Here is a 25,124-nt window from a genome sequence, read left to right on the forward strand (position 1 = left end):
GCGAAGGAGCCTGCCATGTACGAGTCCTCAACGCGCGACCAGGGGATCGGCCGGTGGTTCGCCCGCCGGGCGGAGTTCTCCCCGGACCGCACCGCGCTGGTCTTCGGCGACCGGAGCTGGACCTACGCGGCGTTCCAGCGGCACATCGACGCGCTGGCCGCCGCGCTCGCCGAGGGAGGCGTGCGGCGCGGCGACCGCGTCGGCCACCTCGGCCTGAACCATCCGGACTATCTGCTCACCCTCTACGCGGCGGCGCGGCTCGGCGCCATCTTCGTCCCGCTGAACCACCGGCTGACCGGGCCCGAGCTGCGGTTCCTGATCCAGGACGCCGGGATCCACACCCTCGTCCACGCCGCGGCCTTCGACGGCGTGCTCGCCGGGATCCGCGACGACCTGCCCTGCCGGCGCTACCTGCGGGCGCCCGGCGACGAGCACGGCGAGCTCGTCACCGAGGCCGCCGGCGCCACGGGGGCCGAGCCCGAGCACCACGTCGGCGCCGAGGACGTCGCGCTCATCATGTACACCTCCGGGACGAGCGGCCGGCCGAAGGGCGCGATGATCACCCATGCCAACCTGCTCGCCTCGATCCACGGGCTCGGGCTCGCCTTCGAGACCCGCGCCGACGACCGGACCCTCGTCGTCGCGCCGCTGTTCCACATCGGCGGGCTCAACGTCACCACGCTGAGCGCGCTGCTGGCCGGGGCGACGGCCGTGCTGGAGCACTCCTTCGACGCGGGACGGGTGCTCCGGCTGATCGGGGAGCGGGAGATCACCACGATGTTCGCCGTCCCGACCATGCTGGTCGAGATGGCGCGGCACCCGTCCTTCGCCGCCGCGCGGCTCGGGTCGCTGCGGCTGGTGGTGTCCGGCGGGGCGCCCGTCCCCGCCGCGCTGCAGGCGCGGTACCTGGAGCGCGGCGTCCGCGTCTGCGCCGGGTACGGGATGACCGAGGCGACGCCGCTGATCACGATCACCCCGCCGGAGCGGGCCGCGGACAAGGCCGGCACGGTCGGGCTGCCGTCGTTCTTCAGCGAGGTCCGGCTGGTCGGCGCCGACGGCCGCGACGCCGCGCCGGGCGAGCCCGGCGAGTTCCTCGTCCGCGGCCCCAACGTCATGAAGGGCTACTGGAACCGGCCGGAGGCCACCGCCGAGACCCTGGCCGGCGGCTGGCTGCACACCGGCGACATCGGCGTCCGCGACGAGGACGGCTTCTACCGCGTCGTCGGCCGCGTCAAGGACATGATCATCACCGGTGGCGAGAACGTGTACCCGGCCGAGGTCGAGGCCGTGCTGGCCGAGCTCCCGGACGTCGCCGACGCCGCCGTGTTCGGCGTCCCCGACGACACCTGGGGCGAGCGGGTCGTGGCCGTGGTCCGGCCCGCCGACGGCCGCGAGCCGAGCCGCGAGGAGATCCTCGCCGCGCTGGGCGCGCGGCTCGCCCGGTACAAGCTGCCCCGGCGCATCGAGTTCACGCCCGACATCCCGCGCAGCCCCAGCGGCAAGGTCGTCAAGAGCGAGCTGCGCGACCGCTACGCGTCCCCGAGGAGCACATCGTGACCGAACGCGTCTTCGTCATCGGCGTCGGCATGACCCGGTTCGAGAAGCCCGGCGCCCGACACTGGGACTACCCCGACATGGTGCGCGAGGCGGGCGGCCGGGCGCTGGCGGACGCCGGCGTCCCCTACGAGCGCGTCGAGCAGGCGTTCGCGGGCTTCTGCTACGGCGACTCCACGTCCGGCCAGCGCGGCGTCTACGAGCTGGGCCTGACCGGGATCCCGGTCGTCAACGTCAACAACAACTGCTCGACCGGGTCCACCGCGCTGTACCTGGCGCGGCAGGCGGTCCGCGGCGGGCTCGCCGACTGCGTCCTCGCCGTCGGGTTCGAGAAGATGGAGCGCGGCTCCCTCGCCATGAAGTACGAGGACCGGGCCAACCCCCTCGGCCGGCACCTCGACCGGATGGACGCGCTGCGCCCGCCCGAGGAGACGCCGTTCGCGCCCGCGATCTTTGGCAACGCCGGCCGCGAGCACATGGAGAAGTACGGCTCCACCCCCGACCACCTGGCCTGGATCGCCTGGAAGAACCACAAGCACTCGGTCGCCAACCCCTACGCGCAGTTCCGGGAGGAGTACTCGTTCGACGCGATCCGCGACTCCCGGATGATCCACGCGCCGCTGACCAAACTGCAGTGCTCGCCGACGTCCGACGGCGCCGGCGCGGCCGTGCTCGCGTCCCGGTCCTTCGTCGCCCGGCACGGGCTCTGGGGACGGGCCGTGGAGATCACCGGGCAGGCCCTGGTGACCGACACCCCGGCGTCGTTCGAGGAGGGCTGCATCGCGGTCGCGGGCGCGGAGATGTCGCGCCGGGCGGGACGGCTCGCCCTCGACCGGGCGGGCGTCGCGATCGAGGACGTCGACGTGATCGAGCTGCACGACTGCTTCAGCGCCAACGAGCTGATCACCTACGAGGCGCTCGGGCTCGCGCCCGAGGGTCAGGGCCACCGGCTCGTCGACACCGAGGCCACCACCTACGGCGGGCGCTGGGTCGTCAACCCGTCCGGCGGGCTCATCTCCAAGGGCCACCCGCTCGGCGCCACCGGCCTCGCGCAGTGCTGCGAGCTGACCTGGCAGCTGCGCGGCACGGCGGGGGAGCGCCAGGTCGAGGGCGCCTCGACCGCGCTGCAGCACAACATCGGCCTCGGCGGCGCCGCCGTCGTCACCGTGTACCGGAGGGAGCCCTGATGCGGATCGACGGCGCCGCCGCGCTGGTCGCCGGCGGCGCGTCCGGCCTCGGCCGCGCCGCCGCGGACGCCCTCCGGGCGCGCGGCGCGACGGTCTACGTGCTCGACCTGCCCGGCGCGCGCCCCGCCGTCGAGGGCGGCGGCCTGCGCTTCGTGCCCGGCGACGTCAGGGACGAGGACCAGGTCGCCGCCGCCGTGCGGCAGGCCGCGGACGAGGGCGAGCTGCGGATCTGCGTGAACTGCGCCGGGATCGCCCCCGCCGCGCGGATCGTCCGCGACGGCGTCCCGCACTCCCTCGCGGACTTCCGCCGGACCGTCGAGGTCAACCTCGTCGGGACGTTCAACGTGCTGCGGCTGAGCGCCGCGGCCATGGCGGGCCTCCCCGAGACCGGCGGCGAGCGCGGCGTCATCGTCAACACCGCCTCGGTCGCCGCCTACGACGGGCAGGTGGGCCAGGCCGGGTACGCGGCGTCCAAGGGCGGGGTCGTGTCCCTGACCCTCACCGCCGCGCGCGACCTCGCCGACGCGCGGATCCGCTGCGCGACCATCGCCCCCGGCACGTTCGAGACGCCGATGCTCGCCGGGCTGCCCGGCGGCGTCCGCGCCGCGCTCGCGGCGTCCGTCCCGCACCCGCGCCGCCTCGGGCACCCGGACGAGTACGCGGCGCTGGCCGTGCATATCGTCGAGAACCCCATGCTCAACGGCGAGGTGATCCGGCTCGACGCCGCCCTGCGGATGCCGCCGCGCTGACCCTCGCCCCTTGGGAGCACGCAATGCCGAACGACTGGAATGGAGAGACGAAGATGTCCCGCGACGAAAGCGCCGGAACCTCGCCGCGCGCGGTGCTCGACACGGCCCTCGACCTGCTCAGGCGCGGCGCCATGATGGACTTCGCGGACCTGTTCGCCGCCGGCACGCTGATCGAGATCCCGTTCGCGGCCGACGAGCCGTGGCGCCGGATCGAGGGCCGCGAGCGGCTCCGCGAGTACGTGTCCGGCTACACCGACCACCAGGTCGTGGAGAGCTACCCGTCGCTGCGCGTGCACGAGACGGCCGACCCCGAGGTGATCGTCGCCGAGGTCACCGCGCGCGGCACCACGGTCAAGACCGGGCAGCCGTACACCACGTCCTACGTGTGGATCCTGCGGGTGCGGGACGGCGAGATCCACGAGTTCCGCGACTACTGGAGCCCCGTGGAGACCGCGAAGGCCACCGGCTCGCTCGACGCCCTGGTCGAGGCGCTGCGCGGGCGGGCGGCGCGATGACGGACCCGCTGCGGATCCTCGTCACCGCCGGGACCGGCCAGACCGGGTCGCGCGTCGCGGCACTGGTGTCCGCCGCGGGCGCGCACGCCCGGATCGCGGCCCGGCACGCGCCCGCGCCGGACGCGCCCGGCGAATACGTGCGGTTCGACTGGCACGACCCCGCCACCTACGCGCGGGCCGTCGAGGGCGTCGACCGCATGTACCTCGTCCCGCCGCCGCTCGACGCCGACCCCGCGCCGCTGGTCGAGGCGCTCCAGAAGGCCGCCCGCGCGGCCGGGGTGCGCCGGGCCGTCCTGCTGAACTCCAGCGCGTTCCCGGCGAGCGCGCGGGGGCTGCACCGCGTCCGCGACGTCGTCCGGGAGATGCCCGAATGGTCGGTGCTGCTGCCGACCGGGTTCATGGAGAACTTCATCGGCGCGCACCCGACCGCCGCGGGCATCCGCGCGACGGGGGAGATCGTCACCTCGACCGGCGACGGCCGGATGGCGTTCATCTCCGCCGCCGACGTCGCCGGGGCGGCGGCCGCCGTGCTCCTCGCCGACCGGCCGACGAACGCCGATCACGTGCTCACCGGCCCGGAGGCTCTCGGCTACGCCGACGCGGCCCGCGCCATCACCGCCGCCACCGGCCGCCCGGTCCGGCATGTGCCGGTCCCGCCGGACGAGCGGCGGCGCGCGATGGCGGCCGCCGGCGTCCCCGCCGCGTTCGTCGAGACGCTCCTCGGGGCGGACGAGCTGGTCCGCCGGGGCGCGGAGGACCGCGTCACCGGCGAGGTGCGCGACCTCACCGGACGCCCGCCGATCGCGTTCGAGCAGTTCGTCGGCGACCACAGGGCGGAATGGTCGTAGAGACCACCCGCTCGGCCGTCCGGAAACGCGGACGTCGGGAATGCAGGCGGCCTCGGCCGCCTCACCGATGAGGCGGGAGGGCCCCTGCTCGATGGCTTGACGGCGGGCCGTCGGCCGGGGCCGTGCGGGCGTCGAGAAATGGGCATTCCGCCGCCTATCCGAGCGACATGAACCGAGGCTCGGCAGGTGTATAGTTCGTTGAATGCCAGAAATCATTCTTGAGCCGTACAACCCGCAATGGAAAGCGGATTTCCTAGAGGTCGGATCGGCCCTGCGCGCGGCATTGGAACCCGTACTCGGCGACCGTTTGACGGGTGTTCACCACATCGGTTCCACCTCGGTCCCCGGAATCGCGGCCAAGCCGATCATCGACGTTCAGGTGTCGGTGCGCGACCTGCGCCCTTGGACCCGGGCCGACCTGGTCGCCCCCGACGAGCCGGTCGAGCGCCCCTCGCGCGAGCACATCGGGGAATCGGAGGCGCTCATCGACGCGGTGGAGTCCACCGGGCTGCGGTGGCTCGGCGATTGGTGCATCGACTACCGCAAATGGTTGTTCAACCGGCGCGGAGATCTCTCGGTCAACTGCCACGTCCGCCGGGAAGGCTGCGTCAGCCAGCAGCAGGCCCTGCTTTTCCGTGACTACCTGCGCGTCAACAATGCCGCCCGGCGGCGCTACGAGGACGTCAAGCGGAAACTGGCCGCCCGCGACTGGGAATTCGTCGACGACTACGCCGATGCCAAGGGCGACTGCGTGTGGGCGATCCTGCGCGAGGCCGACCGGTGGAGCCAATCGGGCTGGCGCCCGTCCGCCACCGACGCCTGATCGCTTTACGGCCCACCGGCCCCGGCGGGGCCGCCCGCTCCCTCTCATTGTCATGCGGGCGCCCCACGACGATGCGTTCGACCCGCTCCCGGCGCGGGCGGGCTGGTCAGCGTGGGACGGCGACCAGGGCCATCGGCAGGGGCGGGCGCCGGAAGTCGACCAGCGGCCGCAGCAACTGAAGCCGGCCGTCGTGCACGGCCGTTTCGTAGCGCCCGCAGAATTCCCGCCGGTACCCGCCGGCGGAGACCTTCTGGCAGGCGACCGGTCCGCCGTCCAGGTTCAGGGCCAGGCGGAGGCCGAGCCCGGCCCTGGGCAGGAACGCGGCGAGCGAGGGCAGGGAGAAGTAGGCGTCACGGGTGGTCCCGACGATGATCCGCCCGTCGCCGTCCTGTCCGAGGAAGCTGCGGTTGGCCAGCCATCGCTCGTCGGCGCCGAGGGTCCGGGCGCGCCCGTCGGCGCCCAGCAGCATCGGGTAGGACACCATCGCCTGGCGCGCGCCGTCCGTGACCCACCGCCAGTCGAGGCCGGCGAGGTCCACCAGCCGGGCTCCCGCCGGGCCGCCGGCCGTGAACGCCCCGTGCGAGGCCTGGTAGGACGCGGGGCCGAGCCTGCGGCCGTCGCTGACCACGGGGGTGTCGGCGTGCCCGTCGCGGGCGTAGTAGCTGCCGTTGACGACCAGTGACGCGCCGGTGGCCGACATCCAGTCGCCGACGTCCCGGTCGCCCGCCGGGCGGTTGAGCACCCGGAACCGGTACCGGGCCGGGTCGATCCGGCTGAGCAGCAGGGCGTCCACGCGCTGCCCGCCCACCCGGACGGGCAGCTCGGCGACGTCCAGGCCCGCGGCGGCCTGCCGCCAGCGCACCGGTTCGGCCGGATCGGGCGTGCGCCGCCCGGCCAATGACAGCCGCATCCCCGGGGACAGCCGCGAGTCGTCAGGGGCGGTGTCCACCCAGATGTTGGCGCCGCGGCGCAGCATCACGTTGACGCCGTACCAGCCGCCCTTCGCATAGGCCACCGCGACCGCCACCGACGCCGCCACCACGGGAGTCAGCGTCAGCGCGACGAGCCACCGCCACCGCCGCGCTCGCGGGCCCCACCGCCGGAGGCGGCCCGCCTCCGGCGCAGCACTCTCCATCCGGACGATCATGATGGGTTCCCACCGTGCCATGGCGTGCCGTCGCCGGCGGGGCGGCCCGGGCGATGCCCGGGCCGCGGGCTCGGGGCGCCGATCGTCAGCGACGACGCGGCCGCGGAGATGAGGATCAGGTAGCGGTCCAGCGCGCGCTCGTAGCCGGAGCTCCGGTGCCGGCGGCCGCCCGCCGCGCCCGCCGGCCGGTCGTCCAGGAGCACCTGGCCGACGTCGCCGACCGCCTCGATTCCGACGGGGACGTCCCGCGGGCGGGTCACGAGCACATTGTCCACCGAGGAGAACCGCACCGTGCATCGCCCGCGAGGGCGGCCCAGCGCGATGCGCGCGTGAGCCAGACCGCTGTAGAAGGCCAGTGAACGCTGGAACGGCTCCCCTCCGTGCGGCGGATCGACGTGCCGCCGTTCGACCGGGCGCAGACCGCCGAGCTGCTCGCCGCGCTGAGCGGCGGGCGGCCGCCGGACGCGCTGGTGGACCGCGTCTACCGGGCGTCCGGCGGCAACCCGCTCTTCGCCGGAGAGCTGGCGCGGACCGAGGACGCGCGGCTGCCCGGCGGCCTGCGCGACCTGCTGCTCGACCGGTTCGGTGAGCTCCCGCCGGACGCCCGCGACCTGGTGCGGACGGCCGCGGCCGGCGGGACGCGCGTCTCGCACCGGCTGCTGGCGGAGGTCGCCCGATTGGCCGAGCCCGACCTGGTGGCCGCGCTGCGGTCGGCGACCGACGCGCAGGTGCTGGTCGCCGACGGCGACGGGTACGCCTTCCGGCACTCGGTGATGCACCAGGCCGTCGCCGGGGACCTGCTCCCGGCCGAGCGGACGGCGCTGCACCGCGTCTACGCCGCCGCGCTGGAGCGCGAGCCCGGGCTCACCGAACCGGGCCGCGCCGCGGCCGAGACCGCCTTCCACTGGGGTGAGGCCGGCGACACCGAGCGGGCGCGGTCGGCGTCGCTGCGCGCCGCCGACGCCGCCGAGGCGATGGAGGCCCAGGCCGAACAGGCGCAGCTCCTGATGCGGGCGCTGGACCTGTGGCCCCGCGACGGCTCACCGGAACGGTTCGAGGTCGTCGAGAAGGCGCTCGCCGCGGCCGGCTGGTCGGGCGAACCGCTGCGGGTCCTCGACCTCGCCGACCGGGAACTGGTGGAGGAGATCGACCCCGGCCGCACCGCCCTCCTCCACGGGCACCGCGGCATGGCATTGCACAACCTCGGCCGGGACGGCGCGCTCACGGCCTTCGACGAGGCCCTGGAGACCCTCGCCGGCGCGGACACCGCCCCGCTCGCCCGCGCGAGGGTCCTGGACCTGGTCGCGGCCGGGCTCATGCTGCGCGGGCTGCCCGAACGCGCCCGCGACACCGCCGCCGAGGCGATGCGCATCGCCTCCGACCTGGGCGAACGGCGGCTGCTGAGCAACGCGTCCACCACCGCGGCGACCGTGCTGGCGCAACTCGGCCGCTACGGGGACGCGCTGGCCGCGCTGGACGCGACCGGCGGCCCGGACGGCACCGTCCAGACGGCGCGCGTCCACCTCAACCGCGCCGAGGTGCTCGCGGCCCTGGGACGCCACGAAGAGGCGATCAGCGCCGCGCGCCGGGGCCTGCGCGCCATCCGGTCGGCCGGACCGGCGCGCACGCTCGGCGCCCTGCTGGCCTTCCGCCTCGCCGCCGCGCTCACCACGACCGGCCGCTGGACCGACGCCGAGGCCGAGATCGCCACCGCTCTCGACCTGGACCCGCCCGGCGGCCCGGGCGGGATTCTGCACGCGCTGCGCGGCGAGATCGCGCTCGCCCGCGGCGACGCCGGCATGGCCCGGGAGAGCCTGGCGCTCGCCCGCTCACTGACCGGTCCCGCGCAGGGCTGGGAGAGCGTCCCCGTCGACCGGCTCGACGTCCGGATCGCCTTGCACGACGGCCGCACCGCCGACGCCCGCCATGCCGTCGCCCGCGCGCTCGGCGCCCCCGCCCTCACCCCCGCGCAGTTGTGGCCGCTGCTGGTGGACGGCGCCCGCGTCGAAGCACGCGACCCGGGCGGCGACCCGCTGCACTTGGACGACCTGGCCGAACGGCTGCCCACCGACGGCGCACTCTGCACCGCCTACGCCACCGAGTACGCCGCGGTACGCGCCGTCGCGCCGGGCGCGTCCTGGGCGGCGGCGGTCGCCGCGTGGGACGCGGCCGGCGACTCGCTCGCCGCGTCCCACACCCGGTTGCGCGCCGCCGAGGCCGCCGCCGCGTCCGGGGACCGCGACACGGCCGCCCGCCTGCTGCGCACCGCCGTCCGGCAGGCCGCCGATCTGGGCGCGCAGGCCCTCACCGAGGAGATCACGCTGCTCGCGCGGGCCGCCCACCTCGACCTCGGCGGAGGCCCCGCCCCGGACGCCGCCCCCGCCGAGCGGCTCGGCCTCACCGGCCGCGAACTGGAGGTGCTCCGCTTGATCAGCGCCGGCAGTTCGAACCGCGCGATCGCCGAGAAGCTGTTCATCAGCCCGAAGACCGCCAGCGTCCACGTGTCCCGCATCCTCGCCAAACTGGGCGCCGCCTCCCGGGGCGAGGCCGCCGCGACGGCCCACCGCCTCCGGCTCTTCGACGGTCAGTGATGGTGCGCTCCCCGGTCGCCCCGCCCGGTCGCCGCCGCGGGCCGCTGCCCCGGGCCGAGGACGACGAACTGCCCCATCATTCCTTGATCCTCGTGGTACAGCAGATGGCAGTGGAACATGAACGGCGTGGCCGGGTCGGGAGCCACGTCGAACCGCACGGCGATGCGCACCTTGCCGTTCGGCTTGACGTAGACCGTGTCCTTCCACCCGCGGAGCTCCGGCGGAGGGGCATGTCCGTCCACGGCGACCACCTGGAAGCGCGACGCGTGGACGTGGAAGTTGTGCGGCTTGCCGTCCTGGTTGTAGAGCTCCCAGATCTCGGTGACGCCTCTGGCCGCCCCGAAGTCGATCCGGGACATGTCCATCTTCTTGCCGTTGATCTGGTAGCCGGACAGCACGAACGTCCGGTCCACGCCGCCATGCGTCACCAGGCCCGGTGCCTCGGCGAGCGTGCTCGGGAGATCGGGGGAGACGGCGAGCCGCTCGGCGGCGCGCAGCTCCAGCACGTCGAACGCGTCATCGCCGCCGCTGAACCGGCTCGTCCAGGCGTCGGTGCCGAGTTCGGGCCGGCGGCTGCGCAGCACCGCCCGCTCACCGGCCCGCATGGCCACCACGATCTCGGCGCGCTCGCCCGGCGACAACTGCACGTGGCCGGTCTCGTGCGGCGCCGGCAGGAGTCCGCCGTCCGTGCCGACCAGCATGAACGGCCTGCCGTCCGACATCACGAACCGGTAGGTGCGCGCGTTGGACGCGTTGAGGATCCGCAGCCGCACCTGCCGCGTGACCACTGGCAGGAAGGGCGCGTAGGTGCCGTTGACCAGGATGGTGTCGCCCATCAGCCCCAGCCCGCCGATCAGCGGCTGACCCTCGTCGAACCGGTGGTCGGGACCGAGATTGCGGTCCTGCACGATCACCGGGATGTCGTCGACGCCGTACCTGTCCGGTAGGCCCGCGCCCGGCTCGTCCACCAGGAAGAGCCCGGCCAGCCCCCGGTACACGTGCAGGGCCGTGCGGCCGTGCGGATGCGGGTGGTACCACAGTGTCGCGGCGGCCTGGTCGATCGTCCAGGACGGCGCCCAGGTCCCGCCCGGCCGGATCGGCTGGTGCGGTCCGCCGTCCATGGCGGCGGGCAGATGCATCCCATGCCAATGCACCGATGTCGTCTCCGGCAGCGCGTTGGTCACGTTGACGGACACCGTCTCGCCCCGAGCAGCCCGCAGCGTGGGACCGAGATACCCGCCGTTGTACCCCCAGGTCGGCGTCGCCCTGCCGCGAAACACCGTCCTGCCCGCCGCCGCCCGCAACTGGAACACCCGGCGCCCGTCTCCGTCCACGCGGGACGGCGCGAGCGGCGGAACGGCCAGCCGGTTGCGGAACCGGACCTGCCCGACGGTGTTCACATCGGCCTTGGCCCACAGCACCCCGGCTGCCCCGCCTCCCCCCGCGACCACGGCGGGCACACCGATGAGCGCGGCCTTGAGCAGTCCTCGCCGGCCGATGCCGCGCCGGCTCTTCCCGGCCGCACGCCGCTCGACGCCGGGGGCCGTGTCCTTGGCAGATGTCATACGGCGATCATCGGATCCCGGCGCCGTGCCCAGCGTCCGGCGAATGCCTTACCGCCCCCCTCAAACCCCTCACGCCCGCTCTACACCGCGGCCTGCCGCTACTGGCCGAGGCTGCCATTCTCGTCGTGCTGACGCGTCGCTGGATGTAAGCCGTCGTCGACGGGGCGACGCGGGTGCGAACCAGCACGATCGTGTGCAGCGCGCGGTTGAGATGATGGAGGTGGGTGCTCCGAGCCCCCGGGTAGCTCGGACGACGTTTAGGGTGGATACGGCAGCAGCCTGCGGTGGTGTCGGGGTTTGGAGCCACGAGGTGCCGGAGTGCAGAGGTCCGTCCGTTAAGGGCGGCGATCCGGTGGTGGCGAAGTCGCCCGAGTCAACCTGCCATCAGGATCGCGACGGCGACACTCAAGAAGACCAATCCAAAGAACATGAGGTACAACGCCTGCGAGGTCGTGAACCGCCGCATGTCCACCTTGACCTTCTCCGGATTGTCCGCCAGGTAGACCACGGGCACCTCCCGCCCGGTCGGCAGCTCATACCCCTTGCCGCCCACGCCGGGCTGGAAGGTCACAGTGTGTCCGTGTTGGTCGGTGAAGGAGATGACGGGCTTCCAGTAGTGCCCCGAGTCGGTGCTCTCGCGCGTCTGGTCGACGACGAGGCCGCTGGTGCGTATCCCGTGCTGTCGTAGTCGCCGAACCAGTAGGGCGTTGTGCAGTCCGATCAGGAAAACCACCGTCCCGCTCGTCGCGCACACAACGAAACCCAAACCCATGTCGCTGCATCCTCCGTCTCGGCGGCTCTTCGTTCGCTGGAAAGTAGGACGCACCTCGACCGGAGGGAGTTGTGGCGCAACCGGCGACACCTGGGCCTCGCCTCAGCGTCCCGACTCGGCGATCGCCCTTCTCAAACTCCTTGCCGGCCTTCGGCCGCGCGGGTCCTGAGCCCTGCCGGCCGCCGGAGGCAGATGTCGCGGCGGTCGCGCGCCATTCGGCGTATCATTGCATTCGCACAGCCTCGGTCCACTCGTCGATCTGTTCCACCATCAGCACCGCCCCGACCAGCGGACGATCGCGGCCGACTGTGCGCCGCCGTCGTCGACCGGTTCACCTTCAACGGTGCCGTCATCGAGACGGCACTGGCTCATACCGGCGCGTCCGCACCCGTGCTCAACAAGTCGCCAGTTCGCCTGGCCTGAAGGGCTTGCACGTCGGTACAACTTACTGAGGCGGAGCGGCTCTCCCCGAGCGGCAGGTACGTTGCGCCAGGGTCGCGTCAAGGATCTGGATATCGGCGGGAGGCGGGCGGGTCGCGTCCCACCAGCGGATGGCGCTGATCTCCTGGTTGGGCGTGAAGTTGTGGTGGCGGCTGGTGACGTGGCCGGCGCAGATGGCGGCGTATTCGTCATGGGGTGGGGTTGCGAGCCGGAAGCGCGCGTACCCGGCGAGGGCGAGGGTCGGTAGACGCAGGCCGCTCTCCTCGCGCAGTTCCCGCACGGCTGCTTGGAGGGGTGCCTCGCCAGGTTCGATCCGGCCGCCCGGTAGTTCCCACTGTTGACGGAAGCGGTCGAAGACCAAGAGCAAGTGGCGGCCGGACCAGACCACGGCCAAAGCCGCGGGCATCGGTGCGTCGTCCGGCACGCCGAAGACGCGCGCGGCCGGCAGGAACGCCGTCAGCGCATTCCCGGTCTTCTTATCTGAAGCCAAGGCCGCGTCCATACCGTCCATCGTGAGCGCTCCACGGACAAGAAGTCCACGTCGAGCTACCTGACGTTGACCTGTCCGGACAGGACAACCGCCACGCCTTACGGGCACTCCTGAGGCAGGAGGGGGCGCTTTCATCCGTGATCAACCGTGCCCGCGGTGATCACGTGGAGCCAGAACTCGTCGGCGCGCCGCAGGGTCCTTGACCAGAAGCCGCAGGACCGCCCGCTCCAGTTCCACGGGCACGTGCGGGCGTAGCCGACCGGGCGGGACGGGAGTGTCGTGCAGGTGCCGCCGGAGCATGTCCGCCTGGGTGTCGCCGGCGGGGCTGGGCGGGACCTTACGGGCCAGTTCGGGAGACAGGTAGCCGGCGGTTCCCATGATCACGCCTGGAGCCGGTTCGGTTCCCTGTGCGGGGGAGTGCATGTCCGTGGGGCTGGCAATGCCGAAGTCGGTGAGCTTGAGGGTGCCATGTCGGCCGGCAGCAGGTCGCCGGTCTCCATCGGCGGCCACGTCATAGATCCGCACGACGTTGGGGTGTGCGCCAGTCGCGCGGCGCCGCGGGCCTCCCGCCACACCCGTTCGCTCGTGGTGTCCGCTGCGTCCGCACGGGTCGTGCTCGCGGGCCGGTCGGGGACGGGTGCGGGGTCCAGTAGTTTGACCGCCACCATGCGTCTCAGCGCCGCATCCTCGGCGGCCCACACTTCGCCCATGCCGCCCCGGCCGACCGGCTCGATCAGCCGGTACCGCCCGGCCAGCGTCACCGAGGCTTCGGCCGCGCGTCCATGCCTGCCCATAACCCCAATCCCGTCACCCGCCGTTTCGCCAACAGCCGTCATGGCGCTCTTGCCCGGGACCGGCGGGGTCGGGCGCCTCTGCCTTGGGGCTGGGCAGAGCCCCGCCCCATCGGGGGCATAGGGGCGGGGCTTGCGCCACGGGGCGCTCGCAGTCCGTTCGAGCACCCCGCCGACGGCCCGGAGAGGTGGGGTGTCCGTGGCCGTCGTCTACTACTCCAGCGCCCTGGAAGTCCGAAGCGTCACATGTGTCCTCCGCGTTGACCGCCAACGGAAGCAGCATCGGCGGGCCGGACATCCCGACAGTGCTGTACCTCAGCGTGGGGCGAGGTCGGCGTCTCGGGTCAGGGGCGGTCCAGCGTCCGTGTGACGAGTTGGGCGATGAGGAGGTAGATCAGCGCGGCGAACCCGTAGTTCAGGACGACCCCGAGTGGGCCCGAGTGCCCGAAGTGCGGTTCATCTGCGTCCGCAACGCTGGACGCTCCTAGACTCGGCCGCGCACGTCAGCATCGCCATGAGCCGCGCCGGATCCGCCCTGGCGCTGGATCCCACCGATGCCGTCATCGTCCGTCACCTCTCCCTGCGGGCCCTGCCTAGGAAAGTGCGGAACTTGGGTTTCGAGGCGCTACCAGGGCGGATGCGGGGCCCGAATTGAGCCGCCGGGCCGCCACGGGGCAAACCGGAACATGTCGGGCGGTGGATAAGCCGGACAATCCCGCATTTTCCCTCGTCAGTGCTGGTGCGCCGTGTGGGTCTCGAACCCACAACCTACGGATTAGAAGTGCGGACATCAGCCCGGCCGCCGCGGGGCGCGGAGGTCGGCGGGCAGCATCTCCGGCCGTTCCGGCTCCTCGGTCGGCCGAGGGGCTGGGCGGGCCGGTTCAGGGTGGCCGGTTCTTCGACGCAGCAGGCGAACGGTGCACTCGATGCCTGAGGGGCGCGGGGCGAAGATGTCGCCCGCCGCCGCCTTGCGGTGAGCATAACCGTGAGCGCGACGGTCGGCTCGGCGTTGTCCGGGACGACCGCCAGTGAGGGGAGCCGCTGCGCTCCTGGGGAAGCACGCACGGCCCGATGCCGATTTCTCCGAGCCCTATGGCGAGGTCAGAGTGGCCATCACTCGATCCGGTTCCCAGTGGGCGCGGAACGAGGTGATCAGGCCGTCGTCATCGACCGTGTAGACGGTCAGGCAGTCGATCGTCATGGTGGTCCCGCCGTCCAGCGTCGCGGTGATGGTGACGACGTTGGCGCAGGCGGGTCCGTTGGCGAACGAGTCGCTCACCCGGAAGCGGAACTTGCGCACCCGGGCGATGTTCTCGTCCCAGAACCGCTCGATCCCGTCCGGCCCACGGTGCCCCTTGCCTTCGGGATCGAGCATCGAGGGGCCGACGGGGTCCTCGATGACGGCGTCCGGGCGGAACAGGGCGAGCCACTCCTGCTTGCGCCCGTCGGCGGCCGCGGCCATCGCCGCGCGTACCGCCCGGCGCGCAGGGTGGTCACCGTCGGGCGCGTCCCAAGTGACTGCGGTCATGACAGAAACTGTAACGCGTTCTCATTTCCGGTCAACGGCCCTATCGGCCCGTCCGGCGGCTGTCGGGCCGCCGAGTCGTCCCCTCAGACCGTCGAGGAGGGCATGGAGACCGAACTCGAAGGTCTGGTCGGGGGAGGCTGCGTAGTCGGCCGCCGCTGAGGTCTCCAGGCGGGCGCGCAGACGCGGGTAGTGCATGGCGATCTGGTGGGCCTTTGCCATGGCGTCGTGGAGTTGCTCGTGGGCGGTGCCGCCGTCCTGGTCGAGCTTGCGGGTCAGTGAGGCCGTCGCGGCGGCGCCAGCCGCGTTGCCGAGCACGTACAGGTCGGTGGCCATGGCGGTGGCGGCGGCGCGCCAGCCGACCGCCTCCGGGTCGGGCAGCGTGAGCTCGCCCCAGACCCGGTCGGCAGGCCTTCGAGTCCTTCGGCGTCCAGAAGTTCGACAGCGGTGCGGACGATCTGGTCCCGGGTCAGGGTGTCGCGTGGCATGGCATGGCATGGCCTCACAGTACGGAGCCATTGCACTTTGTTCAAATGAGGTCTTGAACTTTGTTCAAGTGAGGGTTAGCGTTCTCGCCATCCAGCCACTTGAACGAAGTGCAAGACCTGAGGAGAGCCTTCCATGAACACCCTCGCCGCCGTCATGCAGCTGCTGGTCGCCGCCGCGTTCGTCAGCATCCCGCTGGTCCGTCACCGCTACGGCCCGGCCGCCAAGGCCGCCGCGGTCACCGAACTCCGCCGCCAGAACGTCCGGCCGGAGGTCCTGGAGGAGAACAAACTCCGCTTCGACGCCGGCGGCCACGAGACCGCAGCCCCGGCCACCGTCGCCGCGATCATGATCGTCATCGCCGCCCTCAACATCACCGGCACCGGTCCGGCCCAGCCGCTGACGTGGATCTTCTCCTCGCTGGTCATCCTGATGAACGCCGGCATCGTCTACAGCAACCTCACCGCGGTGAAGTCCGTCCAGGCCGCCTTCCGCCGCAAGGGCGACCCGGAACTGGCCCGCATCGAGGTCGCTCCCTTCCTCCAGGCCGCCGAGAACGCGTTCCCCAGCTGGGTCCGCGCCCAGACCTACATCCGCAACACCGTGGTGTTCGCCGGCTCTGCCATCGCCCTGGCCGCCGTCTCCGTCGCCTGACTACACACTCTCGATCCGCCGGCGCTCAGCGGATGCCGGGTAGGTGCTCCGGGCCGCATACCAGCCGACCGAACTTCGCGAAGCAGGCTCACGGGGAGACCGTACGGAAGCCACCCTGGATCAGGGAGCCCAGCGTCGCCACCGCCGCATAAGGCCCCCTAGGAACCGTTACCCTGCTCGGTCTTCATGGCACGGCGCGGACTACTCAGGCACCGTCCACAGCACCGGCCGGCCCCCAGGGCGATACGTGGGTGGGTTAACGGCCGCGCCACCATCGCCTCACGGTTCGCGTCGTCGAGCCGCTCCGCGAGATCACCTGGACTGGCAGCGGTGGAGACGGGCCAGCGGGTGTGTGGGCGGGCAGGGCGAAGTCAGTCATGGCCGGCGTCCTGGCCGAGGCGCTGCTGGAGTTGTGTGTTGAGGCGCGCGGCTTCGGCGAGTTGGTGTTCAAGGAACATCGGCCCGCCCCGGGTGCGGTGGATTGCCGGGGTGGTGCGCAGGGTGTACCCCTGGCCGCGCCGGACGGCTTGGCCGTGGTCGAGGCGTCCAGACCGTCCGCCCACCCTACGCGCCGGGCCCCGCCCTCCGGGTAGCCCGGGCCCAGCGCCTCAGGGAAGCAGGACCCGTCCGAAACCGCCCATGGGCCGCTGGTTCAGGCCCAGCTGCGCGCCGCTGATGGTCGTGGCGCCCGTGGCGCGGCCGCCGGGCAGGATGTAGAGGCGCCCGCCCGACGGAGTCCGCCACTCGGGGTCCCCGACGACGAGGGCGGGCTTGCCGTCGCCGGTCAGGTCGCCGATCGACAGACTGCCGTGGTTCAGGCGCGGGTGAGTGCCGGACGGGTGCGGCAGGCTCGCCGTGTCGATGATGTAGGCCTTCTCGGACTGGATGCCGCCGGGGCCGCCGCGCAGGACCGCGATCCTGCCGCCGTCGGCGAGGGCGACGTCCGCGGTGCCGTCGCCGTCCACGTCGCCGACGGCGAACCCGATCAGCGCCGTCGTCATGTCCGGGGCCCCTTCCAGGCCGTCCATGCGCTCCTTGACGGGTTCGAAGGGCATGGCGGACTTGCGCAGCTCCCCGAGCCCGGTGGAGGTCCCCGGCGCCACCGAGATCGTCCGCTCCGCCTCGTCCAGCATGACCAGGTCGGGCCGGCCGTCACCGGTCACGTCACCGACCCTGGTCTCGAGCGAGGTCCGGTTCATCCCGAACACGCTCGCCCGCCCGCCCAGCCCCTCCGGGGCTCCGAGCCGCACCTCACCCCACCGGTAGCGCGGCTCGGCCTCTGACAGCCAGTCGACCATCACCACAAGGTCGGCGCGTCCGTCGGCGTTGAAGTCGCCGACCCGCAGGGAGCCGAACGAGTCATCCGGCTCACCCACGTCCGGCGGGCTTTTGATCAACTCGCTCCGCTCGGCGGCGACGGGGCGGTCCACCACGTCCCGGAACAGGTACAGATTGCCGAATGCTCCCTGGGTGGCGGCGATGTCGAGGTCGCCGCCGCCGTCGAAGTCACCGATCGCGACGCTGTCGAAGTAGCCCTGTTCCTCCTTCCCTCCCAGGAACATCTCCACCGCGCGGCTGGTGAGTCCGTTCGGGCCGCCGTAGACGATCGTCAAGGCGGGGGGACCGAGCATGTTGTATCCGCCGTCCTGCCCGGACACCAGCAGGTCGTCGTAGCCGTCGTGGTCGAAGTCGGCCGACCCCAGGCTCGTGCCGAACGTGAAGTTCGGCTTCTCGCGGGTCGGCACGTCCAGGCACTCGTGGGTGACGATGTGCCGTCTGGACGGGTCCGGGCCCTGCGGGCCGCTGTACACGACGGCGACGTACGCGCCCGCCAGCCTTCCCGAGAGTTTCCTGTCGGGCATGTCCGTCATGCGGAAAGGGGCAGAGGCCGCGATGTCACGGCGCCCGTCGCCGTTGAAGTCGCCGCCGTGCTCGACGCCCCCCTTGACCGGCGCTTCGGCCGGCCCCTTGGCGGGACGGCCCGTCCCGCGTGATGCCGTCGCGCCGGGGGAGGGCGCTGCGGAGGTCTGGCGGGCGGGCGGCGGGAGGGCGCAGCCCGGTTCAGGCGCGGCGCCCCGCGCGCCCGGGGCACTCTGCGTGATGTCGCCGCCGACGGTGAGCAGAGCCGCCACCGCGACGACGGTCGCGGCCAGCGCGCTCCTCGCCCGCACGTTCCCCCCGCGAAAACGCGTCACCTGACACTTCCCCTCCGGAACTCGACCCGTCGAAAGTAAATGATCATGCGGCATCGGCGCGGGATCCGCCACTCGGCCCCGCTCGGCCACAGACCCGCGCGCCGAGTAACAACAGCAGGCCACAGCGAACTGACCCGCAAACGCGATCACAACCACACCGCAAAGAGCGGGTCGGCCAGCCCTCGGTCATGCACAGCCACCACACGCCGCGCGGCCGCTACTGAACCTCATCGACATCTCCAGGACGGACGCCCCGCTGGCATCCACCGAACACGTGAACAAGCGTTGCTGCTTCTGACCGACACACTCAGACCCCATACCGTCGATCATTGCGTCGCGGCCGAGTGAGGCGACGGGGTGGTGGCGATGGTCTGGGGCGGCTTGGAGGGTGGGGTAGACGGCGAAGCACTCGGTAAAGCGGTGATCGCAAGCATTTGCTTAACCGGCCGGGAGGCTCCAACGAGGGGGGTCACTGGCCGCTTGAGCGCGCGTGCGAGCTGGTCGGCGTGTACCAGGACGGCCAGTCCGCTGGAGTCCGTGAAGGTCAAGCCGAAACGTCGAGGATGAGGTGTGGGCTGGCTTGGCGAGGGCCTGCTGGCACTGGCCATGTGCGCGGTCGGCGGTGGCGTAGTCGAGTTCACCGACAAGGGTGATCACGGTGAAGATGCCGTGTGTCGCAGCCGATGTGCGCAGTGGCTCCATCGCCTAGCTCGCCTCTGCCCGGGGGTGGGAGGGCTACATGCTCTGTCAGTGAGGGCCTGGACGCAAGTCTCGACGCGGGGAGGCCACGGCGGCGCGCTGACCGTTCTTGCGCACCGGAGGCCGAGCCGAGCCCGTGCACCCACTGGGGCGTAGAGCAGACATCGGGGATGGCCTGGGCGAGACCGATTCGATGCCCACGGTCGTGGTGGGCCTCCAGCGGTGGAGCCCTGCTCGACGGTGGTGGGCGGGATGGCGGCTCGGCATCCGGGCATGAGTTGAGAGCTGTGCTGTGTCGGGGGATGGAGACGAGATGACCGGGTTGCCGCACGCGGAATCATCTGTCCGACGGCTGAGTGCGGTCGTCGAGATGGATGGAGGGTGGCTCACGGTTGAGCTACGGGGGCAGTTGGACGTCGCTACGGCTCCAGCGCTGGTCGATCGGGTGGGCAAGTTGATCGTGCAGGAGACACCACCGCGTATCGCCTTGATGCTGTCGCAGGTGAGCTTCTGTGACTCGTCGGGGCTCAACGCCTTCGTGCGGCTGTGCAGGCAAGCAGAGGCTGCTGGTGGCGAACTGGTGCTCGTGGGGCCGGGTCCCCGGCTGACCGAGAGGCTGAGATGGACCGGGCTGAACGGCCGTATCCGTGTCTGCAAGGTGCTCCCCAAGCTTCCCGAGCGGTGATCTGGCCAGCTACCCAGCACAGGGCATGGCCGCCGGCTGCTAGCCGCCTCTTCTAGCTGCCGGTGGATTCGGAGCCGCCCGAGGGGCGCGGGCAGACCCGGAAGGGGTCTGGAGTAGTCCAGGCAAACTGGCCTGTCGTCCAGCGCGGTGTTCAGCGAGATGAACAGGTGAGGGTTGAAGGCCACCGGGTTCGATGAAGACCGGTTTCTCTGGCACCGGTTGGCGTTCAGCGACTCGGCCATCGCGTTGTCATATGAATCGCCGACCGAGCCGACCGAGCCGACCGAGCCGACCGAGCCGACCGAGGCGGTCACGCCCAGGTCGGTCAGCCTGGTAGCGGAAGCTGACGTACTGGCAGCCCCGGTCGGAGTGATGGATCAGGGCGCCCGCCCGAACTGGCCGTTCGCGGCCGCGTTGCCACAGCGCCATCTCCCGTGCGTTCCAGCGGCAGGTCGGTGCGCAGGTGATCGGCCAGTTGCCAGCCCACGATCCGGCGGGGAGAAGGCGTCCGGCGTAAAAGCCACGTACATCCACCCCTCTCAGGTGCGCACATAGGTGATGTCGGCCAGCCGCAGCCGGTCTGGCCGGTTGGCGAGAACTGCCGATTGACCAGGTCCGGCGGCCGCGGCGCCGACTCGTCGGGGGCGGTGGTGCGCCGCCGGTCGCGGCGGTGCACGCCTTGCAAGCCATGGGCGCGCATCAGTCGTTCTACCGTGCAGCGCGCCACCTGCACGTCTTGTCGGCGCAGTTGCTTGTGCACGCGGTAGGCGCACGTAGGTGCCATAGCTGGCCTGATGAACTGCCTCGATCTGCTCGCTCAGGACCGCATTGCGCTGGCCGCGGGCTGAGGGTCGGCGGCGTTTGCGGCCGCAGTGGGTGCCCGGGCACAGGTTCAGGACCCGGCAGACGGGCTCGACCCCGAAGCGGTCACGCGGCTGGTCGACCAGCATGACTCCTTCGTCCGGGGCTGGCCGAGCTCGGTGGTGAAAAGCGCGCTTGCGCCTTCAATATCTCATTGGCCCGCTTGAGCACGGAGTTCTCGCGGCGCAACCGTTTGGCCTCATCACGCTCGGCGGTGGTCAGTTGCGGAGGCAGGGCGGGGGCGGGATGCGTCGGCGCGCTGGTCGGGCAGGGGGTGATCTTCGACCGGGCGGGGACACCGGCCGAGCTTTGCCCCGCCGTGCCGCCCCACCGGACGGTGGCCGGGGTGCGCGACCCGCATGATCGTGCCGTCCGGCAGCCGCGGTCGAAGGCATGGTCGCCCCCCGGCCGACCGCCGACTCGGCCACTGCCGTTTCCGGCCGGGCTGGGCTTTATCCGTGCCGACCGATCCGCCGACGCCGCGACTTGCTCGTCCTTCAGCGGGTCGGCCGCCGGATGAGTACCTGCACGTCCCGGCTGCCCCACCGGAAGGTAAAGTGATCACTTTTCCCGGCTGACTGATGCGAGTTGCGTTGCTGACCGATTTCTTGCGAGACCAGTACTTCACGACGGCCTGGTTCGGCCTGATGGCCTTCGCGTGGTTTGGATGGTCGCAGGAGAACCCGCCCCGGCCATGGCGGATCTGGCTCGGCGCGGGGGCGGTGGCGGGCATCGGGCTCGCCGTGGTGTTCGGAGTGCTGACGGCCGCGAACTGGGATGAGCCGACCGCGCTGGAGGGCCGGTACCCGTGGTTCGGCGCTCTGGTCGCCGCCGAGGTCATCGCTGCGGGTGCCGGCTGCCTGCGCCTGGCCGGGCGTGCGGCGTCGCGGTGGATGGCGTGGTGGGTGGCGGTCGTCGTCGCGGCGCACTTCCTGCCACTGCCGCTGCTGCTGGAAGACGCCGGAGTGGCGGTCGTCGGCATCGTCCAACTGGTCGCGCTCGGTTCGGTGGTGCCGCTCCTGCGCCGCACCACCGCACCGACCAGCCGATCGGCGGGCCCCATCATGGGCGCAATCCTGCTCCTGAGCGCCGCGATCAGCGCGGCCATCTCAGGCGCGAACTGATAGCCACGCCTTGGGCGACGCGCGTTCGCTCCCACCCAGATTCCGCCGGACAGCAGCATGCGCACCGGCGACCCGAGCGCGGCGCCATGCACAAGGCAGCGGCGGCAGCGAGAACCCGGTCATGGCCTGGCACGACCCGCTCGGCCCACCGTCACCTGATGTCGCAACATCGAGGCACCCCGAAATCACCGCGAATATGGCCCTTGGCGTCTTCTGTGCACCTGTCTGTTATCCTGACGGCAGGACAATGATATAAGGCTTCGCCGCCTATTTTGACCAACGAATGAAAGGTTGAAAAAATGGAAGAGCGAGGCGCTCTCTTCTTTGCCGCGTTGGGTCTTCTTGCATTGTCTGGCCTGAGTCATTTCATCAGAAGTTCCATTGCGAGCGGAACCCTCGACAGAAACTCTGCTATCGGATTGAGGACCAAAGCCACCCAGTCGTCGGATGTCGCATGGGTGGCGGGCCATAAGGCCGCGGGGCCCTGGCTGTCGGCCTGTGCGGGTCTTGGATACCTCATGGGTGCCGCGACGGCTGTGGGGGCCCTCGTCACGATCGCCACGGATTCCATTCATTCCTCAATTTGGTTTCTTCCTGCTGTGGGGTTTGCGGGTGTTGTCGTTCTCCTCGTCCTCGCCACGGTCATCGCCGATCGGCACGGAAAGAATGTCGCAGGGGTCGACCATGGGACAGGACCGGCGCCGCTCGACAGGAGCGCTGAATAAGGCGAGCACGCTGGACGCGTCGATTCTTGAGTCGAGCCGGTCAATGCCGAGCGGAGGGGCCGGGGCCGATTGGGCCGGGTGTGAGGAAGGCCGCGTCGCGGCCGACCGCGATCAGCGCGGGGGAACGCCGCACCGTTAGCCGCCGGCCTGGCCCGCCCGGTCGGACTGGTGGCGGCGGTGAACTGCAGGCAGAAGCGGCGCCCGCTCTGAGTAGGGCAGAATCGTGACTGGAACGTAGGATCAGGTCGCCCGGCAGGCCGCCGCCGACACGGCGCCGTGCGCCCAAATGCTTGCTGAGGAACCCCCGAGTTCGCTCAGCAGACGCGTGCCCTGGCTGAGTTGCGCAGCGCCGAAGCCAGGCCCCGCTACACGGTAGACCTGGGGGTGATCGTGTGTTGCGTGATCATCTCGCGCCGGCTCGAAGAACAAGTGGCATAGCCGTTTGGTCACGCCGCCTACGGGTTCGATCGCTGTTCGCGGGCATAGCCATGGTAAAGGGGGAAATGCGAGGGCTCGCCCGCCGGGTACGGTGAGCATGCCCAGCCGGTTGGGAGGAACGTCGTCCAGGACCTCATCGGGAGCTCCGGAGAAAACCGCGGCGTGGGCAGCACTCTGGGTCGCGGTGCCCGTAGGCGCCGTCGCGCGCATGATGGGCCATCAGATATCGATGGTCCGCCCGGAGGGCGGAGCAAGCGTCCGTTCCGGTCGAACTTTGCCGGGCCTGATGCGCTGACCTGTGGGACGAGAAGTGGGTCCGCACAAGGTCCCGATCTTGTTCAGATCTATCCTGCATTTTCGGTGGGTGCTGAGCGTGGAGCCGTCGTCAGTAGATGCGACGAGATGTCGTGAATGGTGGCGACAGGTTCTCGTCAGCCGGTGAGGCTGCGCTCCAGCAGTCGGCGCAGCTCGCTGGCGGGCTGGACGCCTGGGACCGGCGGCCCGCCGTCGATCACCAGTGAGGGGACGCTGGTGACACCGTACTCGGCCGCGCGACGCCGGTCGGCTCGCACCTGTTCTGCGTATTCGTCACCGATGAGAACGGCGCGCACTCGGGCGGCGTCCAGTCCCGCCTCCTCGCCCAAGCGCTGAAGGACCTGCGGGTCGGCCACGTTCAGTCCTTCGGAGTGATAGGCACGAAGCAGGCGCTCCATCATCCGGTCGGCCGAGCCTCGGTCGGCGGCCAGCCGGCAGAGTCGGTGGGCGTCGAAGGTGTTCACCGGCCGGGCCAGATGCAGGTTGAGCTCCAGCCCTTCGGCGGCGCCCAGAGCCTGGATCCGGGCGATCCGGTCCGGCGCCTGAGCACCCCACCATCCCGCCATGGCCTCGGCGGCCGTGGGGCCGGGGTCCCGGCCTTCCTCGGGGGCCAGTTCGTAGCTGCGCCAGGCGATCTCCACGCTGGCGCGGTTGGTGATGCTCTCCAGTGCAGCAGCCAGGCGTCTCTTGCCGATGTAGCACCACGGGCACAGCACATCGGCATAAATCTCGACTTTCATGGGTCCTCCGATCTGAGTGGCGGCTTGGGGTGAGGGTGCGCCCCTGTCCCAGGCGCGCCCTGCCTGGTTCGGCGAGGAGCGCGCCAAGTGAGGGTTTCCGCTTTGATCAAGAGTCCAGGCGCTGTGGCCCTGGCCCGACCTCTCGGACGACGGTGTAGGTGGGAATCCCGCTCATGCGCGCTTCCGCCTTGCCGGACAGGGCCTCCAGTGCCTTGCCGATAGCGGCCATCCGGCCTTCGGTGTCGGAGGTCTCCACGAAGTTGCGGTAGTCGGCCTCGTTGGCCCAGTGCACGATGTTGTAGACACGCGTGCCGTCAGTGCTCACGTGGAAGCGGGCCGACCTGTAGCCGGGATAGAAGCGCACCCACCGCTCCTGAATCTCGGCGAAGGCCGCCACGAGCTCCCTTTGGGTGTCGAACCCATCGACGGTGTAGTCGATGATCGAGTAAAAGCCGGCATCCGTGCCCACGAACATCCTCCTGATGATCAAGCAGCCGGGGCAGTGCCCCTGGCTGACGATCCTTGAACCTCAACTGCGGTTGAGGTCAAATCGTGTCTCAGCGTCCTCGATCAATGCCGACATCTGATGGCCCGCCCGGAAGGCGGAGCAAGACCTCCGACGGTGCTAAGCCGTCAAGTAACGGCCGTGACAGGTGCCGAGCACGCGCACCGTACAGGTCGGTGGGCATAGGAACTCCCAGATTCACCCTCGGCCGGGACGGGCAGCGCCGAGTTGGTAGCAGGCACCACCTTCCGCCCGGAAACGATCACGTTGGACGGGAGCGCGACCGGCTGCGGTCTCCGGCCGAAGAGCTCAGTGCTGTTCCGGTCCGCCGAGCGGACGGAGCGGTACGGCCTCACCGCGTGACCGCCTTGGTCCCCTCGAAGGAGCCACTCCCTTCTGCTTCGTCCAGAGGGGCCGGTTCGGTCGGCTTTGCCTGGGTGTGCCTGAGTTGCCCAGCAGGGCCGTGTGGGCGCTGGGAGGCTCACACGGCCCTGCATCGGTTTGGTCCGGTCAGTCGCGGGGTGTGTCTGGGCAGGTGTGTCCGGAGGTGGAGACCCCCGCCGGGAGAGCGTCGACGGTTGCGGTCTTGGTCACGGCGACGTCTGCGGTCGTGGTTGCGGCGGGCAGGGTGTCGCCCGTCGCCGTGCCGCGCCAGCCGAGGAAGCGGTAGGTCTTGGCGTCGAAGATCAGCTCCTCGCG

At 71.3% G+C, this 25,124-nt stretch carries 25 protein-coding genes; 11 read left to right on the top strand and 14 right to left on the bottom strand.

Features of this window, described 5'->3' with window-relative positions; all coding sequences use genetic code 11:
* Nucleotides 1–15 precede the first annotated feature (15 nt).
* The 6 genes from AB0K34_RS07575 to AB0K34_RS07600 all read left to right on the top strand — a co-directional run bounded on the left by AB0K34_RS07575 (nucleotide 16) and on the right by AB0K34_RS07600 (nucleotide 5,676).
* Nucleotides 16–1,557, top strand: coding sequence for a long-chain fatty acid--CoA ligase (locus AB0K34_RS07575; RefSeq protein ID WP_138639096.1), 1,542 nt, complete (start codon nucleotides 16–18; stop codon nucleotides 1,555–1,557).
* Nucleotides 1,554–2,741: a lipid-transfer protein gene (locus tag AB0K34_RS07580; RefSeq protein ID WP_138639095.1), complete on the top strand. Its 1,188-nt coding sequence runs from the start codon at nucleotides 1,554–1,556 to the stop codon at nucleotides 2,739–2,741. The genes AB0K34_RS07575 and AB0K34_RS07580 overlap by 4 nt, the downstream gene beginning before the upstream one ends.
* Nucleotides 2,741–3,490 (top strand): SDR family NAD(P)-dependent oxidoreductase, encoded by a 750-nt coding sequence (locus AB0K34_RS07585; protein ID WP_138639094.1) that lies wholly within the window; start codon nucleotides 2,741–2,743, stop codon nucleotides 3,488–3,490. The genes AB0K34_RS07580 and AB0K34_RS07585 overlap by 1 nt, the downstream gene beginning before the upstream one ends.
* Before the next feature lie 53 nt (nucleotides 3,491–3,543).
* Nucleotides 3,544–4,005: a nuclear transport factor 2 family protein gene (locus AB0K34_RS07590; RefSeq protein WP_171069235.1), complete on the top strand. Its 462-nt coding sequence runs from the start codon at nucleotides 3,544–3,546 to the stop codon at nucleotides 4,003–4,005.
* A complete protein-coding gene (locus AB0K34_RS07595; RefSeq protein WP_171069234.1) occupies nucleotides 4,002–4,853 on the top strand; it encodes an NmrA family NAD(P)-binding protein in 852 nt (283 codons plus the stop codon). Before AB0K34_RS07590 ends, AB0K34_RS07595 begins: the two co-directional genes overlap by 4 nt.
* Nucleotides 4,854–5,055: 202 nt before the next feature.
* The gene (locus tag AB0K34_RS07600) at nucleotides 5,056–5,676 is read left to right on the top strand and encodes a GrpB family protein (protein ID WP_138639092.1); all 621 of its coding nucleotides are present in this window, start codon (nucleotides 5,056–5,058) and stop codon (nucleotides 5,674–5,676) included.
* Between the two features lie 106 nt (nucleotides 5,677–5,782).
* Here AB0K34_RS07600 and AB0K34_RS07605 read toward each other — a convergent pair whose 3' ends face one another.
* Nucleotides 5,783–6,811: a phosphodiester glycosidase family protein gene (locus AB0K34_RS07605; RefSeq protein WP_138639091.1), complete on the bottom strand. Its 1,029-nt coding sequence runs from the start codon at nucleotides 6,809–6,811 to the stop codon at nucleotides 5,783–5,785.
* A gap of 8 nt (nucleotides 6,812–6,819) precedes the next feature.
* Complete coding sequence (locus AB0K34_RS07610) at nucleotides 6,820–7,083, bottom strand: hypothetical protein (protein WP_138639090.1); 264 nt, start codon at nucleotides 7,081–7,083, stop codon at nucleotides 6,820–6,822.
* 120 nt (nucleotides 7,084–7,203) lie between these two features.
* On the opposite strand from AB0K34_RS07610, the gene AB0K34_RS07615 reads away from it, so the two are divergent.
* Nucleotides 7,204–9,414, top strand: coding sequence for a LuxR C-terminal-related transcriptional regulator (locus AB0K34_RS07615; protein WP_364546301.1), 2,211 nt, complete (start codon nucleotides 7,204–7,206; stop codon nucleotides 9,412–9,414).
* On the opposite strand, the gene AB0K34_RS07620 is transcribed toward AB0K34_RS07615, so the two are convergent.
* The 6 genes from AB0K34_RS07620 to AB0K34_RS07645 all read right to left on the bottom strand — a co-directional run bounded on the left by AB0K34_RS07620 (nucleotide 9,408) and on the right by AB0K34_RS07645 (nucleotide 15,334).
* A complete protein-coding gene (locus AB0K34_RS07620; protein ID WP_301175701.1) occupies nucleotides 9,408–10,979 on the bottom strand; it encodes a multicopper oxidase domain-containing protein in 1,572 nt (523 codons plus the stop codon). The genes AB0K34_RS07615 and AB0K34_RS07620 overlap by 7 nt on opposite strands.
* A 373-nt stretch (nucleotides 10,980–11,352) precedes the next feature.
* Nucleotides 11,353–11,751: a DUF3592 domain-containing protein gene (locus AB0K34_RS07625; protein ID WP_138641776.1), complete on the bottom strand. Its 399-nt coding sequence runs from the start codon at nucleotides 11,749–11,751 to the stop codon at nucleotides 11,353–11,355.
* Nucleotides 11,752–12,196: 445 nt separating this feature from the next.
* Nucleotides 12,197–12,703 carry an NUDIX hydrolase gene (locus tag AB0K34_RS07630; RefSeq protein ID WP_301175702.1) on the bottom strand — a complete coding sequence of 169 codons (507 nt, stop codon included), beginning with the start codon at nucleotides 12,701–12,703 and terminating at the stop codon, nucleotides 12,197–12,199.
* A 120-nt stretch (nucleotides 12,704–12,823) separates the two neighbouring features.
* Nucleotides 12,824–13,207 (bottom strand): hypothetical protein, encoded by a 384-nt coding sequence (locus tag AB0K34_RS07635; RefSeq protein WP_301175703.1) that lies wholly within the window; start codon nucleotides 13,205–13,207, stop codon nucleotides 12,824–12,826.
* Between the two features lie 1,356 nt (nucleotides 13,208–14,563).
* Nucleotides 14,564–15,001, bottom strand: coding sequence for a nuclear transport factor 2 family protein (locus AB0K34_RS07640; RefSeq protein WP_138641779.1), 438 nt, complete (start codon nucleotides 14,999–15,001; stop codon nucleotides 14,564–14,566).
* 21 nt (nucleotides 15,002–15,022) lie between these two features.
* Nucleotides 15,023–15,334 carry a TetR/AcrR family transcriptional regulator C-terminal domain-containing protein gene (locus AB0K34_RS07645; RefSeq protein ID WP_240808569.1) on the bottom strand — a complete coding sequence of 104 codons (312 nt, stop codon included), beginning with the start codon at nucleotides 15,332–15,334 and terminating at the stop codon, nucleotides 15,023–15,025.
* Nucleotides 15,335–15,619: 285 nt separating this feature from the next.
* Between AB0K34_RS07645 and AB0K34_RS07650 the strand changes: the two genes are divergently transcribed.
* Nucleotides 15,620–16,138, top strand: coding sequence for a hypothetical protein (locus tag AB0K34_RS07650; protein WP_138641780.1), 519 nt, complete (start codon nucleotides 15,620–15,622; stop codon nucleotides 16,136–16,138).
* A gap of 371 nt (nucleotides 16,139–16,509) precedes the next feature.
* Here AB0K34_RS07650 and AB0K34_RS07655 read toward each other — a convergent pair whose 3' ends face one another.
* Together AB0K34_RS07655 and AB0K34_RS07660 are read right to left on the bottom strand one after the other, a co-directional pair.
* Nucleotides 16,510–16,701 carry a hypothetical protein gene (locus AB0K34_RS07655; RefSeq protein WP_301175704.1) on the bottom strand — a complete coding sequence of 64 codons (192 nt, stop codon included), beginning with the start codon at nucleotides 16,699–16,701 and terminating at the stop codon, nucleotides 16,510–16,512.
* Nucleotides 16,702–16,746: 45 nt separating this feature from the next.
* A complete protein-coding gene (locus AB0K34_RS07660) occupies nucleotides 16,747–18,309 on the bottom strand; it encodes an FG-GAP-like repeat-containing protein (RefSeq protein ID WP_301175705.1) in 1,563 nt (520 codons plus the stop codon).
* Between the two features lie 1,036 nt (nucleotides 18,310–19,345).
* Between AB0K34_RS07660 and AB0K34_RS07665 the strand changes: the two genes are divergently transcribed.
* Nucleotides 19,346–19,717 carry an STAS domain-containing protein gene (locus AB0K34_RS07665; protein WP_138642314.1) on the top strand — a complete coding sequence of 124 codons (372 nt, stop codon included), beginning with the start codon at nucleotides 19,346–19,348 and terminating at the stop codon, nucleotides 19,715–19,717.
* A gap of 325 nt (nucleotides 19,718–20,042) precedes the next feature.
* Here AB0K34_RS07665 and AB0K34_RS07670 read toward each other — a convergent pair whose 3' ends face one another.
* Nucleotides 20,043–20,501 (bottom strand): IS3 family transposase, encoded by a 459-nt coding sequence (locus AB0K34_RS07670; protein ID WP_138642313.1) that lies wholly within the window; start codon nucleotides 20,499–20,501, stop codon nucleotides 20,043–20,045.
* 658 nt (nucleotides 20,502–21,159) lie between these two features.
* On the opposite strand from AB0K34_RS07670, the gene AB0K34_RS07675 reads away from it, so the two are divergent.
* On the top strand, nucleotides 21,160–21,702 hold the full coding sequence (locus tag AB0K34_RS07675; protein WP_301175706.1) for a hypothetical protein: 543 nt from the start codon (nucleotides 21,160–21,162) through the stop codon (nucleotides 21,700–21,702).
* 299 nt (nucleotides 21,703–22,001) lie between these two features.
* Nucleotides 22,002–22,427: an SdpI family protein gene (locus AB0K34_RS07680; RefSeq protein WP_138642032.1), complete on the top strand. Its 426-nt coding sequence runs from the start codon at nucleotides 22,002–22,004 to the stop codon at nucleotides 22,425–22,427.
* Between the two features lie 869 nt (nucleotides 22,428–23,296).
* On the opposite strand, the gene AB0K34_RS07685 is transcribed toward AB0K34_RS07680, so the two are convergent.
* The 3 genes from AB0K34_RS07685 to AB0K34_RS07695 all read right to left on the bottom strand — a co-directional run.
* Entirely contained in the window at nucleotides 23,297–23,920 is a 624-nt protein-coding gene (locus AB0K34_RS07685; protein ID WP_138642031.1) for a DsbA family oxidoreductase, read from the bottom strand.
* A gap of 106 nt (nucleotides 23,921–24,026) precedes the next feature.
* Nucleotides 24,027–24,395, bottom strand: coding sequence for an antibiotic biosynthesis monooxygenase (locus AB0K34_RS07690; RefSeq protein ID WP_240808606.1), 369 nt, complete (start codon nucleotides 24,393–24,395; stop codon nucleotides 24,027–24,029).
* 540 nt (nucleotides 24,396–24,935) lie between these two features.
* Nucleotides 24,936–25,124: hypothetical protein (locus AB0K34_RS07695; protein WP_364546308.1), on the bottom strand; the 189-nt coding region annotated here is incomplete at its 5' end.

This window comes from Actinomadura sp. NPDC049382 (assembly GCF_040677125.1).
Lineage (GTDB): Bacteria > Actinomycetota > Actinomycetes > Streptosporangiales > Streptosporangiaceae > Spirillospora > Spirillospora geliboluensis.